At 70.4% G+C, this 13,727-nt stretch carries 11 protein-coding genes; 8 read left to right on the top strand and 3 right to left on the bottom strand.

The features are described from left to right. Positions 1-312 precede the first annotated feature (312 nt). From FFG40_RS01355 to FFG40_RS01345, 3 genes are all read left to right on the top strand, one after another. Complete coding sequence (locus FFG40_RS01355) at positions 313-2,121, top strand: ABC transporter ATP-binding protein (protein ID WP_138802007.1); 1,809 nt, start codon at positions 313-315, stop codon at positions 2,119-2,121. 101 nt (positions 2,122-2,222) lie between these two features. Beyond that, entirely contained in the window at positions 2,223-4,022 is a 1,800-nt protein-coding gene (locus FFG40_RS01350) for an ABC transporter ATP-binding protein (RefSeq protein ID WP_138803384.1), read from the top strand. Between the two features lie 37 nt (positions 4,023-4,059). After that, a complete protein-coding gene (locus FFG40_RS01345) occupies positions 4,060-4,488 on the top strand; it encodes a DUF805 domain-containing protein (RefSeq protein WP_027466671.1) in 429 nt (142 codons plus the stop codon). Positions 4,489-4,537: 49 nt separating this feature from the next. Here the strand turns inward: FFG40_RS01345 and FFG40_RS01340 are convergent, their stop codons facing one another. Both FFG40_RS01340 and FFG40_RS01335 read right to left on the bottom strand, forming a co-directional pair. Beyond that, entirely contained in the window at positions 4,538-4,888 is a 351-nt protein-coding gene (locus tag FFG40_RS01340) for an MGMT family protein (protein ID WP_260678761.1), read from the bottom strand. Between the two features lie 29 nt (positions 4,889-4,917). Further along, a complete protein-coding gene (locus FFG40_RS01335) occupies positions 4,918-5,373 on the bottom strand; it encodes a GNAT family N-acetyltransferase (RefSeq protein WP_138802006.1) in 456 nt (151 codons plus the stop codon). An 85-nt stretch (positions 5,374-5,458) separates the two neighbouring features. Here FFG40_RS01335 and FFG40_RS01330 point away from each other — a divergent pair, with 85 nt between their 5' ends. After that, positions 5,459-6,742 (top strand): ROK family transcriptional regulator, encoded by a 1,284-nt coding sequence (locus FFG40_RS01330; RefSeq protein ID WP_138802005.1) that lies wholly within the window; start codon positions 5,459-5,461, stop codon positions 6,740-6,742. Positions 6,743-6,969: 227 nt separating this feature from the next. Beyond that, positions 6,970-9,408, top strand: a complete 2,439-nt coding sequence (locus tag FFG40_RS01325; protein ID WP_138802004.1) for a lamin tail domain-containing protein — start codon at positions 6,970-6,972, stop codon at positions 9,406-9,408. A 178-nt stretch (positions 9,409-9,586) separates the two neighbouring features. On the opposite strand, the gene FFG40_RS01320 is transcribed toward FFG40_RS01325, so the two are convergent. Further along, complete coding sequence (locus FFG40_RS01320) at positions 9,587-10,099, bottom strand: hypothetical protein (RefSeq protein ID WP_071245384.1); 513 nt, start codon at positions 10,097-10,099, stop codon at positions 9,587-9,589. Between the two features lie 154 nt (positions 10,100-10,253). Between FFG40_RS01320 and FFG40_RS01315 the strand changes: the two genes are divergently transcribed. The 3 genes from FFG40_RS01315 (at position 10,254) to FFG40_RS01305 (ending at position 13,725) form a co-directional block, all read left to right on the top strand. Beyond that, complete coding sequence (locus tag FFG40_RS01315; RefSeq protein WP_138802003.1) at positions 10,254-11,096, top strand: PhzF family phenazine biosynthesis protein; 843 nt, start codon at positions 10,254-10,256, stop codon at positions 11,094-11,096. Positions 11,097-11,309: 213 nt separating this feature from the next. Then, positions 11,310-12,668 carry an extracellular solute-binding protein gene (locus FFG40_RS01310; protein WP_138802002.1) on the top strand — a complete coding sequence of 453 codons (1,359 nt, stop codon included), beginning with the start codon at positions 11,310-11,312 and terminating at the stop codon, positions 12,666-12,668. Positions 12,669-12,774: 106 nt separating this feature from the next. After that, positions 12,775-13,725 carry a carbohydrate ABC transporter permease gene (locus FFG40_RS01305; protein WP_111056610.1) on the top strand — a complete coding sequence of 317 codons (951 nt, stop codon included), beginning with the start codon at positions 12,775-12,777 and terminating at the stop codon, positions 13,723-13,725. The last annotated feature ends 2 nt before the right edge of the window (positions 13,726-13,727 follow it).

Below are 13,727 nucleotides of genomic sequence, written 5' to 3'. Positions count from 1 at the left end.
ACGGCCCCGCGGCGCAGCACCACCGGCGTCCGCGAACCACCCGCCTGAACCCGGGGGACGATCGTCCCTCGGCGCCTCCGGCCCGACCGACGTCACGCGAGTGACGGCGGAGACGCGACCACGCGCCCGGCCGATGATCACCACGCAACGCCACACCGAGCCTCCAGGCCGAAGCCGCGCCACGCGAGCAAGCAAGCAAGCAAGCAAGCAAGCAAGCAGCAAGCAAGCAAGCAAGCAAGCAAGCAAGCAAGCAGCAAGCACGCACCGCGCAGCGCGACCCGGGGACCCGGCAGACGCATGAGGACGCAACGCATGTCCAAGTCGCCCACCACGGCGCGCCCGTCCACCTTCCGCGCGATCGCGCGGATCTACCCCTACGTGAAGCCCTACCAGGGGCGCCTCATCGGCGGCATCGCCGCAGCGATGGGAGCCTCCCTGGTGGCGCTCGCAATCCCCTACGTGCTGCAGTGGCTCGTCGACGGTCCGCTGTCGTCGCGCGACTCGGCACAGATCTGGCCCGCCGGGCTCGGGGTGCTCGCACTCGGTGTGCTCGAGGCGTTCTTCATCGCCTCGCGCCGCCGGCTGGTGATGCGCCCCTCGACCCGCATCGAGACCAGCATGCGCAACTCGCTCTACGCGAAGCTGCAGGACCTGCCGGTCGCGTTCCACGACCGCTGGGAGTCCGGGCAGCTGCTGTCCCGTTCCGTGTCGGACCTGTCACTGATCCGGCGCTGGCTGGCCTTCGGGGTCGTCCTGCTCGTCGTGAACATCGTGACGATCGTCGTCGGCTTCGTCGTGCTGTTCACCTTCGGCTGGATCCTCGGGCTCATCTTCCTGATCGCGTCGATCCCGCTGTGGATCAACGGCCTGCTGTTCGAGCGCCGGTACTCCGCCGTCGCACGCCGCAGCCAGGACCAGGTCGGTGACCTCGCCACGAGCGTCGAGCAGTCGGTGCACGGCATCCGCGTGCTCAAGGCGTTCGGTCGCGGCGGCGCGAAGCTCGAGGAGTTCAGCGAGCAGGCCGAGGCCCTGCGCGGCACCGAGATCAAGAAGGCGAAGGCCATCGCGGGCATCTGGCTGTGGCTGTTGCTCGTGCCGGACGTCGCGTTCGCCCTGTGCCTGCTCGCCGGCATCTGGCTGGCGTCGCAGGGGCAGCTCAGCGTCGGCCAGCTGTTCGCGTTCTTCGCGACGGCGACGGTGCTGCGGTTCCCGATCGAGTCGATCGGCTTCCTGCTCTCGATGACGTTCGACACCCGCACGGCGGTCGACCGCTTCTTCGAGGTCATGGACTCCGAGAACACCATCACGGACCCGGAGCACCCGAAGACGATCGCCGAGCCGCACGGTGCCCTGTCGTTCAACGGCGTGCACTTCCGGTACCAGGACTCCGCGCCGCAGTACCCGGACCTGATCAACGGCGTCGAACTGCAGCTGCAGCCGGGCGAGACCATGGCGCTCGTCGGGCTCACCGGCTGCGGCAAGACGACGCTGCTCTCGCTCGTGCCGCGTCTGTACGACGTGACCGGCGGTTCGGTGACGATCGACGGGGTCGACATCCGCGACCTCACCCGCGAGGAACTGCGCCGGCACGTCGGCGTCGCCTTCGAGGATGCCACCCTGTTCTCGTCGACCGTGCGTGAGAACGTGCTGCTCGGTCGACCGGACGTGCAGGGTGCCGAGGCCGAGGCGCTCATGCGCGAGGCGCTCGACATCGCGCAGGCGTCCTTCGTGGACGACCTGCCCGACGGCGTCGACACCCGGGTCGGTGAAGAGGGGCTGTCGCTGTCCGGTGGCCAGCGTCAGCGCCTGGCACTCGCCCGAGCGATCGCCGCGCGGCCGTCGGTGCTGGTGCTCGACGACCCGCTGTCGGCGCTCGACGTCGACACCGAGGCGCGGGTCGAGGCGGGCCTGCGACGCGTGCTCGCCGACACCACGTCGCTCATCGTGGCGCACCGTCCGTCGACGGTGACGCTGGCCGACCGGGTCGCCCTGATGGAGAACGGCGTCGTCACGGCTGTCGGGACCCACCACGACCTGATGGCCACCAACGAGCACTACCGCTACGTCATCTCGTCGCTCGACGACGACGACGCGACCGCACGACAGGAGGCGATGGCATGAGCCAGCAGACCGACCAGAACCTGCCGGGAGGCACGGCGTCCGTCCCGCAGGAAGCTCCGGACGAGCAGTCTGCCGCGCCCGTCACCGCCTCGATCACCACCATGGGCGTGCGCGGCGAGGAGCGTGAGGACTTCACGAAGGCCGAGAGCAAGCGCCTGCGGCGCCGGTCCCTCGCCCTGCTCGGGTCCCTCGCCGCACCGCTGAAGCTCCGGCTGGTGCTGCTCGGCATCGTGGTCGTGGTCTCGACCGCCGGCACCGTCGCGGGTCCGGCGCTCATCGCGTGGGGCATCGACAACGCCCTGCCCGCGGTGATGGACCGGAACGACTGGGTGCCGGCGTTCGGCGTCGTCGCGACGTACATCGTCGTGGCCGTCCTCGGTGCGGTGCTCACGGCCTGGTACACGGTGCTCGCGGCACGGATCAGCCAGGCGATCCTGTTCGACCTGCGCAAGCGGGTGTTCCTGCACACGCAGCGGCTCTCGCTCGAGTTCCACGAGACCTACACGTCGGGCCGGATCATCTCGCGCCAGACGAGTGACCTCGACTCGATCCGCGAGCTGCTCGACTCCGGACTGAACCAGCTCATCCAGGGCGTGCTCTACATGGCGTTCACCGCCGTGGCCCTGGTGCTGCTCGACCCGACGTCCGGGCTCGTGCTCGCGGTGTCGCTCGTGCCGCTCTGGTTCCTGATCCGCTGGTTCCAGACGAACTCGCAGACGCTGTTCCGCTCCACCCGTGTCACCTCGGCGCGCGTCATCGTGCACTTCGTCGAGACGATGACGGGCATCCGCGCGGTGCAGGCGTTCCGCAAGGAGTCCCGCAACCGTGACGAGTACGGCGGCTACGTCGAGGACTACCGGGTGGCGAACACGAAGGTGTTCAACCTGTTCGGGACCTTCGACCCGGTGCTCGTGCTCATCGGCAACGCGACGCTCGCCGCGGTCGTCATCGTGGGTGGCTTCCGGATCGTCGGCGGGACGCTCGAGGTCGGTGCGCTGCTCGCGGTCGCGCTGTACGCCAAGCGCTTCTTCGACCCGGCGCAGGAACTCGCGATGTTCTACAACGGGTACCAGTCGGCCTCGGCGGCGATGGAGAAGATCTCCGGCGTCCTCGAGGAACGGCCGAGCGTGCCGGACCCCGTGAAGCCCACCCGTCTGGCGGACGCCACCGGGAAGATGGACTTCGACGAGGTCGTCTTCGCCTACAACAAGGGCAAGGTCGTGCTGCCGGAGTTCGACCTGCACATCCCGTCGGGGCAGACCATCGCCCTCGTCGGGTCCACCGGAGCCGGCAAGTCGACGCTCGCCAAGCTCATGGCGCGCTTCTACGACCCGACCCAGGGCTCGGTGAAGCTCGACGGCGTGGACCTGCGCGACCTCGACACGAAGGACATGCGCCGCGCGATCGTCATGGTCACACAAGAGGCGTACCTGTTCTCCGGCACCGTCGCGGACAACATCGCGCTCGGCAAGCCCGGTGCGTCGCGTGCGGAGATCGAGGCGAGCGCCAAGGCCGTCGGCGCGCACGAGTTCATCATGGCGCTGCCCGACGGGTACGACACCGACGTGAACAAGCGCGGCGGTCGTGTCTCGGCGGGTCAGCGGCAGCTGCTCTCGTTCGCGCGGGCGTTCATCGCGGACCCGAAGGTGCTCATCCTCGACGAGGCCACGGCGTCGCTCGACATCCCCTCGGAGCGACTCGTGCAAGAGGGTCTGGAGACCCTGCTCGCCGACCGCACCGCGGTGATCATCGCGCACCGGCTGTCCACCGTCGCGATCGCCCACCGGGTGCTCGTGATGGAACACGGCCGGATCGTCGAGGACGGCACCCCCGCCGACCTCATCGCCGGCACCGGGCGGTTCGCCCAGCTGCACGCGGCCTGGCGCGACTCGCTCGTCTAGGCCCCGATCGGGCTGCACCACGTGGTTGGCTTGCTCCATGAGCAACGACAGCGTGGTGCAGCCCGGCGGCGTCGCCCTGCACGACCCCTTCTACGGTGCCCCCTTCACCGAGGCCGTCCGACGGTTCTGGCGGAAGTACACCGTGTTCACCGGACGGGCATCGCGCGCCGAGTTCTGGTGGTGGTGGCTGACGTCGTTCGCGATCGGGCTCGTGCTGCAGCTCGTGCCGCAGGTGTTCACGCCGGACACCCCGGCGCTCGAGAACCCCGTCGGCTCGTACCTGTTCATGCTGTGGGTGCTCGCGACGCTCATCGGATCGCTCGCGCTCGGCGCCCGACGGCTGCACGACGCGAACCTGTCCGGGTTCTGGCAGTTCCTGCACGTGCTGCCGGGCCTCGGCTCGCTCATCGTGTACGTGCTGTGCCTGCTGCCCGCGAACCCGAAGGGTGCGCGCTTCGACCGCTGACGGCCGATCCGGGGCGGACCCCCGGCGGGCCGATCTGCGCGGACCGGGATCAGAACGGGTCGTCCGCGTCCGTGGCTGGTGACCAGCGCGCACGACGCATGTCGAGCCTCCAGGTCGACGTCCCCTGCACGAGCGGCGTCCCCTCGACGCGGTAGTGCTCGAGTGCCCGGGCCTCGTGGTGCAGCGGCGGGTGCCCACCCGCGCGCACCACGCGCCACCACGGCAGGTCGGCGCCCTCGTGCGCCATCACCTTGCCGACGGCACGCGACGCCCGCGACCCGAGGGCCGCGGCGACGTCGCCGTACGTCATGACGTGACCCGGCGGGATCATCCGCACCACCTCGGCGACGGCCGCACCGAAGTCGCCGGCATCGTCGGACGGCACGGTGTCGGATGCCACGGCGTCGGATCGTACGTCGTCGGGGAGCGCTAGAGCGTCAGGACCGCGAAGTGGTCGCCGTACTGGGTCTCGCGAACGACCTCGAAGCCCACGGCGCGGAAGAACGCCTCGGGGCTGTCGTCGCCGCCCGGCTCGTACACGACCGTCAGTCGCTCGAACCCACGGCTGCGTGCCTCGTCCGCCAGACCGTGCACGGCGAAGCGACCGACGCCCCGGCCCTGTGCGCTCGCCGCCACGTTGACGCGCCAGATGCAGCTGCGCAGCTCTTCCTGCGCGTTGTCGGCGTCGAACGAACCGATGATCAGGCCGAGGACCTCGTCGTTGTCGAGGACGACACGGGTCCACGCGGAGCTCGGCTTGACGTCGGACTCGGCGACCCCGTAGGTGGTCGGCTGCACGAACTGTTCCTGGCCCGGCTTGAGCGTCAGGGAGTTGGCCGCGGCAGCGGTCTTCGCGGAGAGTTCTTCCAGGCGCAGGTCGGACATGCGGCCAGGGTAACGGTGCTGACCCTGCGGAAGCCAGTGACGACGGCAGACCGAGACCGCACCGTTGCCGCGGTATGGTCGCGGCATGGCAGAGCATCGACGCGGAGCGAACCTCCCGTCGATCGGCGGGTTCAACCGCACCGTGGTGCTGGACGCCGTCCGCCGCTCTCCCGACGGCCTGAGCCGCGTCGAACTCGCAGCCCGCACCGGACTGAGCGCGCAGACCGTGTCGAACGTCACCCGGTTCCTGATCGAGGCCGGCATGATCGCGGAGTCCGGCACCGTCGTGTCCGGCCGCGGCAAGCCCCGCACCATCCTGCGGCTCGAACCGGGCAGCCGGTACGCGGTCGGCGTGCACGTCGACCCGGCCGTCGTCACCTACGTGCTGCTCGACCTCGCCGGCACCGTCGTCGCCGCGTCCACCACCTCGACCCCCACGGCCGACGACCCGTCCGAGGTGGTGCGCACCATCGCCTCGGCCGTCGACGGGCTCGTCGCCGACGCCGGGGTGGCCGTCGACAGCGTGCTCGGCGTCGGGATCGCGAGCCCCGGACCCATCGACGTCGAGGCCGGCATCGTGGTCGACCCGCCGTTCCTGCCCCGGTGGCGGGACGTGCCGCTGCGCGATGCGCTCGCCGAGGCCACCGGCTACCCGGTCCTGCTCGAGAAGGACGTCACGGCCGCCGCGGTCGGCGAGATGTTCCTGGCGGGGGAGTCCTCGGCCCGGAACTTCGCGTTCGTGTACTTCGGCACCGGGTTCGGCGTCGGGCTCGTCGTCGACCACGAACCCGTGCGCGGGGTGGGGTCCAACGCGGGCGACGCCGGGCACATCATGGTCGACCAGGGGGCCCTCGCGGGCACCCCGGACGGCTCGGGCACGCGCGGCGAGGTCGGTGCAGCCGTCGCGCCGGACCGGCTGGTGCGGATCGCGCGATCGCGGGGGCTCGCGCTGTCGGGCGGAGCGGTCACGGAACCAGGTGCAGACGCCGACGCCGCGGATGCCGACTCGGTCGACGCCGTGAACGCCGCGTGGGACGAGCTCGCCGCGGCGATCGCCGACGGGGACGACACCGCCGTCACGCTCGCGGCCGAGGCCGGCACCGTCATGGGGAACGCCGTCGTCCTCATCGTGAACCTGCTCGACATCGACCGCGTGGTGTTCGGCGGCCCGTTCTGGTCGCGCATCGCGAGTGCTGCGCTGCCGGCTGCGCGGACCGCCATCGTCGGGTCGCCGTTGCTCGTGCCGAAGCACGCCGTGCAGGTGGTGGAGAGCGACCGCGGTGCCGACGTCGCCGCCGTGGGTGCCGCCTGCCTGGTGCTCGACGCCGCGCTCTCGCCGCGGGCCAGCACCCTGCTGATCCGGCGCTGACGGCGCGCGCTCACCTTCTGCTCACCGGATGCGGTGAGCGCGACCGCAGGGCGGACGGGAGGCGCGGTGCGGCCCCGACCCGCGCCTCCCGTCCGCACGCCGCGCGTCCAGGGCACCGGTCGCGACCCGGGACACCGCCCGTTCACCCGTCGGCCACCGGCCGGTCGCGTGGATGCTGAACAGTCGTGCAGGTCTCCGCCCGCTCTCTCCCCCGAGAAGGACCCTGCATGCGTGCTCCTGCCCTGCGCCCACCCACGATGCGGATCGGCGCAGTCGTCGCGACCGCCCTGGTCGTCGCGGCCGGTGTCGTCACCGCCAGCCCGGCCCTCGCCGCCGTCGGTGACGACGACCCGGCCCTCGCCGCCGTCGGTGACGACGACCCGGCCGTCGGCGCCGTCGCGGCGAACGGCCTCGTCATCAACGAGGTCGAGTCGAACGCCGACGACACCGACTGGGTCGAGCTCAAGAACACCTCGGGTGCCGCGATCGACCTGACCGGGTACGCGTTCCTCGACTCCGACAGCTCGCACGACGCCTACGTCCTGCCCGCCGGCTCGACGATCGCCGCCGGCGGGTACTTCGTCGTCGACCAGCTGTCCGCGACCGCCCCCGGCTTCGACTTCGGGCTCGGTGGCGCCGACACCGTGCGTCTCTACGACCCCGCCGGCGACCTGGTGCTCCGGTACGCGTGGACGACCCACGCGGGTGTCACCTACGGTCGCTGCGCCGACGGTGTCGGGCCGCTCGTGGACACCACGGCCTCGACCAAGGGGACTGCGAACGACTGCTCCTCGCCCGTGCGGATCAACGAGGTCGAGTCGCAGGACGGCACGCCCGGCGACTGGGTGGAGCTGACCAACACCGGCAGCACCACCGTCGACCTGGGCGGCTACTTGCTACGTGACAGCGAGGACGACCACACGTACACGATCCCCGCGGGCACGACCGTCGCGGCCGGGGGCTTCACCGTCCTCGACGAGGCGGCGTTCGGCTTCGGACTCGGCAAGGCGGACTCCGTGCGGCTCTTCGACGCCCGCGGTGCGGTCGTCGACTCGACCTCGTGGACGGCGCACGCGAGCACGACGTACGGCCGCAACCCCGACGGCACCGGGGACTTCGCCGAGACGGCAGCACCCACGAAGGGCGCGGCGAACCGGTTCGCCGGCGTCGTCACCGCCGAGGCCTGGCCCGGCGGCCCGGACGAGACCGTGCTCGACGACGAGGACACCTTCACCGGTGACCTGAGCGGCCTCGACTGGACGACCTCGGGGACCTCGCGGGACGGGCAGCTCTGGGCCGTGCAGAACGGCGACGGCCTGCTCTACCACCTGACCTCGGACGGCACGGGCGGCTGGGCGCCGTCGAACGCCGCGGGCACCGACCTGCGCTACGCCGACGGCACGGGCACACCGGACGCCGAGGGTGTGACGGTCACGAGCGACGACCCCGGCGCCGTCTACGTGTCGACCGAGCGGAACAACGACGTGTCGAGCACGAGCCGCCCGTCGGTCCTGCGCTACGCCACGACCGACGGCTCCGAGGGCACCCTGCGGGCCACCGACGAGTGGAACCTCGCCGCGGACTTCCCCGGGCTCGGCGCGAACGCCGGCCTCGAGGGCATCACCTGGATCCCGGACACCTGGCTCACCGCGCACGGCTTCACCGACGAGCACACGGGGACCGCCTACGCACCGTCGCGCTACGCCGGACACGGCGAGGGCCTGTTCTTCGTCGGGGTCGAGGGCACCGCGAGCGTGTACGCCTACGCCCTGATGGACGACGGGTCCTCGGCGCGGGTCGCCACGATCGCGACCTCGCTCGCCGTCGTCGCCGACGTGCAGTTCGACCCGACGCTCGACGCGCTCTGGGTGGTCTGCGACGAGGTGTGCTCAGGTCGGACCGCGCTGTACGAGGTGACCGACGGAGTCTTCGCCGCGTCGACGCTGTACGAGGCGCCGTCGGCAGCCGACCGCACGCTCGCCAACGAGGGCTTCGCGATCTCGGGCGTCTGCACCGACGGGGAGCGCGCGACCTTCTACGCCGACGACAACGACACGGACGGGTTCTCGCTCCGCACGGGGACGTACCCGTGCGAGGGCGGCGACACCGACCCGGGCACGGAGCCGACCCCGACCCCGACCCCGACCCCGGGCGACGGTGGCACGACGCCGACGCCGGTTCCGACACCGGGTGGGACGCCCACCGCGGGTCCGACACCGGGTCCCTCGGCTGCCCCGGTTGCTCCGGTGGCGCCGTCGGGGTCGCTGTTGACGGAGGCGAGTCGTGGTGGGGTGTCTGCTCCGGCGACCGCTCGTGCGGGGGAGACGATCACGGTGACGGTGGGCACGGCGTCGGCCGGTGACACGGTGAACGTGTGGTTGTTCTCGGAGCCGACGTTGATCGGTATGGCGGTGGTGGCTGCTGACGGGACGGTTCGGGTGACGATCCCGGCGGACACGGTGGCTGGGGTGCACCGGTTGGCGGTGACGGCTGCTGACGGGTCGTTGATCGGGTGGACCCCGATCACGATCACCGCGGATGGGCAGCTCGCGTTCACGGGCGCTGCGGGGCTCGGTGCCGGTGCGGTGGTGGCGTTCCTGCTGTTCGCGGCGGGTGCGGGTGTGCTGGTCGTGCGACGCCGACGTCGGACGGTGGCTGCGGAGTAGTCCCCACGCCCCACGGGCGCACTTCGTGAGCAGGAATGGTCGGGTTCGAACAGCGGACCCGACTGTTTCTGCTCACCGGGTGCGGTGGGCGCGACCGCGCGGCGGACGGGAGGCGCGGTGCGGGGCCGCCCCGCGCCTCCAGGCCGGTGGGCGCGTGCGTTCAGTGCTCGGTGCTCGTTCAGTGCTCGGTGCCGTGCATGGTCTGGGTGTCGTCCTGACCGGGGATGGCGTCCTTCGTGGTCCAGCCGTACCAGCGGCCGTCGATCTCGGTGACCGCGCGACCGTCGCCGCAGGTGACCAGGCCCTTGGTCGGGAGTTCCTCGGGCAGGAAGTCGGCGGTCATCGCCGTGCCGCCGTACGACTCGTCGAGCGGGGTGCAGTCGTCCACGTCGACGCCGTCCTTCGAGGCGAACCCGATGACGTACCCGGGCTGCGAGACGTGGAGGCGGACGTCGATGTCCTTCGCGTCCTCCGGCACCCACTTCGGCATGAAGAACGCCAGGTCCTCGGACTCCCCGGAGCGCGGGGCGTCGGAGTACGCGTCGAAGTGCTTCTGCGGGGTCTTGTTGGGCACGATGTCCTGGATCGCGCTGCAGCCGGCGGTCAGCAGCAGGGCGGACACCGCAGCGGTGGAGGCGAGGGCGATCCGGAGGGTGCGGCGGGCGGTGGTGGGGCGCGTGTCGGTGCTCATGGATCCAGTCTCGCGACGGTCGCAGCGCTGAAACATCACGTGCGCACCCGGAAGCGGTCGGGGGTTAGCCCCACCTGGGCACCGCAGCACGCCGTGCCACCCGTCGGTGATCGGCCCGCGCACCCGGTCGTGACGCCGCAGTAGCGTCGGGGGCATGCAGCAGGAGATCCTCCGGTACACCGCCTTCGCCGCCGAGCCGGGCGGTGGCAACCCCGCCGGGCTCGTGCTCGACGCGGCCGGGCTGTCCGACGACCAGATGCTCGCGGTCGCCAGGCAGGTCGGGTACCCCGAGACCGCCTTCGTCGTCGGTGCGACGGCGACCGGGCCGCGGGTCCGCTACTTCTCGCCGAGCGCCGAGGTCCCGTTCTGCGGGCACGCCACCGTCGCACTGGCCGTCGCGTTGGCCGAGCGCGAGGGGCCGGGCCGCCGGGTGTTCACGACCCTGGCCGGCGAGGTCGCCCTCGATGCGACCGTCGGTGCGGACGGCGCGGTGCAGGTCGCGATGACGAGCGTCGAGCCCGCCACACGCGGCCTCGACCCGGCCCTGCTGGCGCGGCTGTTCGACCTGCTCGGGCTCGAGGCGGCGGACATCGCTCCGGGGTTCCCGGTGCTGGAGTCCTTCGCCGGCAACTGGCACCCGGTCCTCGTGCTGCACGACCGCGAGCTGTTCCACCAGTTCCGGTTCGCGCCGGGCCCCCTGGCCGAGCTCAAACGCGAGGCCGGATGGGCGGGGACCGTCACGGTGCTGCACCGCACCGGTGACCAGGAGTACGAGGCGCGCAACCTGTTCCCCGCCGGGCGCATCACCGAGGACCCGGCGACGGGATCGGCCGCGGCGTCGACCGGGGCGTACCTGCGGCAGATCGGTGCAGCGCTGCCGGGCGACCGCATCACGATCCGGCAGGGGCGGCACGTCGGGCGTCCGAGTCTGCTGCTCGTGGACGTCCCCGATGCCGGCGGGATCACGGTGACGGGGAGCGCGACGCCGATCTCCTGACGGACGTTCCTTCCCAGAACGCACGCGATGGGAAGCGGAATCGGGCGTACCTGGTCGAAACTTCCGACCGGGTACGCCAGATTCGACCCGGTACGCCCGGATCGACCCGGCACCCGCCCCAGAAACTCCTTGACACGGTTAAGTCAATACGGTGGACTAATCCTGCGCGCGGGCGATGGTGCCCGCGGACATCACCCGTGCAAAGGAGCACCGATGAAACGCACCCGCATCATCGCCGGACTCGCAGCTGTGGCCGTGGCCGCAGTCGGTCTGGCTGGCTGCTCGAGCTCGGGGTCCGCCTCGAGCGACACGATCAAGATCGCGTACCAGAAGTTCGGCGCCTTCCAGCAGCTCGACGCCCAGATGAAGGTCGTCAAGAAGCAGTACGAGAAGGACAACCCCGGCAAGAAGGTCACCCTCGTGCCCATCCAAGCGCAGGGCAACGACTACTACACGAAGCTCGCGCTCATGAACAAGGCACCGGCCACCGCCCCGGACGTCATGTACGAGGACACGTTCCTCGTCAAGGCCGATGCCGAGGCGGGCTACCTGCTGCCACTCGACAAGTACACGGACAAGTGGGACGAGTGGGACCAGTTCTTCGACAACGCCAAGCAGGCCGGGCAGGGTGACGACGGCAAGATCTACGGCGTCCCGATGGGCACCGACACCCGAGCCCTCTGGTACAACAAGGACATCTTCGAGAAGGCCGGGCTCGAGGTCCCGTGGAAGCCGAAGACGTGGGACGACGTGCTCTCGGCGGCGAAGACCATCAAGGACAAGCAGCCCGACGTCATCCCGTTCAACATCTACTCGGGCAAGGCGCAGGGCGAGGCCTCGACCATGCAGGGCTTCGAGATGCTCCTGTACGGCGCCGACGGCTCCGGCAACACCCTGTACAAGGACAAGAAGTGGGTCACCGGCTCGAAGCAGTTCGAGGACTCGCTCAAGTTCGTGAAGGACGTCTACCAGGGCGGCCTCGGCCCGACACCGCAGCAGGCGCTCGACACGAACGTCGGCACGACCATCGCCCAGACGTGGCTGCCGAAGGGCAAGCTCGCGATCGACCTGGACGGTTCGTGGCAGTCCGGCACGTGGCTCAAGTCCGGCACCGCGCCGTGGCCCGAGTGGAACGACGTGATGGGCCAGGCACCCATGCCGACCCAGAACGGGCAGGCTCCCGGCTACAACTCGATGTCCGGCGGCTGGACCCTGGCGGTCGGCGCGAAGTCGAAGAACCCGCAGGCGGCGTTCGACTTCATCACGAGCTTCCTCGACAAGGACGGTTCGCTGAAGTACGACACCGAGAACAGCCAGATCGCCGTCCGCAAGGACGTCGCGGACGACCCGGCCTACACGGCGGCGAACCCGACGTTCAAGTTCTTCTCGGGGCTGGTGGAGAACACCAACTTCCGCCCGGCGACGAGTGACTACTCGCAGGTGTCCAACGCGATCCAGGTCGCGATGGAAGCGGTCATGACGGGTCAGCAGTCGCCGAAGGACGCGGCTGCCGCCTACGACAAGGCCGTCACGCAGGTGGTCGGCAAGGAGAACACCGTCTCCGCTGGTTGACGGACGTCACCACTGACGGACTGGAGGCGCGGGGCGGTCCCGCACCGCGCCTCCCGTCCGCTCTTCCCCACCTTCGGAACCCCTCCGCACCCGGAAGGCACCCATCGTGTCCAGCACCCCCCTCGCGCCGACGCTGTCGGCGCCCGGTGCGCCGAAGCGCACCGATCCACCCGTGCCGCGCAAGCGGCGACCACTGCGGAACGTCGGACGAGCGGTTCCGCTCGTCCCCGCCCTGGTCCTCCTCGTCATCTTCCTGCTCGGCCCCGTCATCTCGTCGTTCTACGGGTCGTTCACCAACTCGGCCCTGACCGGCGCCAGTGCGGCCGACCAGCAGTTCGTCGGGTTCCAGAACTACGTCGAGCTGTTCCAGGACCCGGACTTCCCGAAGTCCGTCATCCTGACCGTCGTCTTCCTGCTGGCCTCGGCCGTGGTGGGACAGAACGTGCTCGGCCTCGGACTGGCTCTGCTGATGCGCTCGGCGAACAAGGCCGTCCGGGCGATCGTCGGCACCTTCGTGGTCGCCGCGTGGGTCCTGCCGGAGATCGTGGCGTCCTTCGCGGCCTACGCGTTCTTCAACGACGAGGGGACGCTCAACACGTTCCTCGCATCGATCGGGATCACCGGCGCGAACTGGCTCTACACGTACCCGATGCTCGCCGTGATCCTGGCGAACATCTGGCGCGGCACCGCGTTCTCGATGCTCGTCTACTCGGCCGCCGTGCAGGAGGTCCCCGAGGAGATCACCGAGTCCGCCGAGGTCGACGGAGCCACCGGCTGGCAGCGGCTCGTCTACATCACGCTCCCGGTGATCCGCCGGAGCATCTCGACGAACCTCATGCTCACGACGCTGCAGACCCTGTCGGTCTTCACGCTGATCTTCGTGATGACCGGCGGCGGTCCGGGCACGAACTCGTCGACCCTGCCGATCCTGGCGTACCAGGAGGCGTTCAAGTTCTCGCAGCTCGGCTTCGGGACCGCGATCGCGACCATCCTGCTCGTGGTGGGGGCGGTCTTCTCGATCATCTACATCCGGGCCCTCAAGCCGGAGGTGGACTGATG

Origin of the sequence: Curtobacterium sp. KBS0715, assembly GCF_005938005.2 — a bacterium.
Lineage (GTDB): Bacteria > Actinomycetota > Actinomycetes > Actinomycetales > Microbacteriaceae > Curtobacterium > Curtobacterium flaccumfaciens.
The sequence above is the reverse complement of the archived record's forward strand: the minus strand, read 5'-3'. Positions and strand labels throughout refer to the sequence as shown.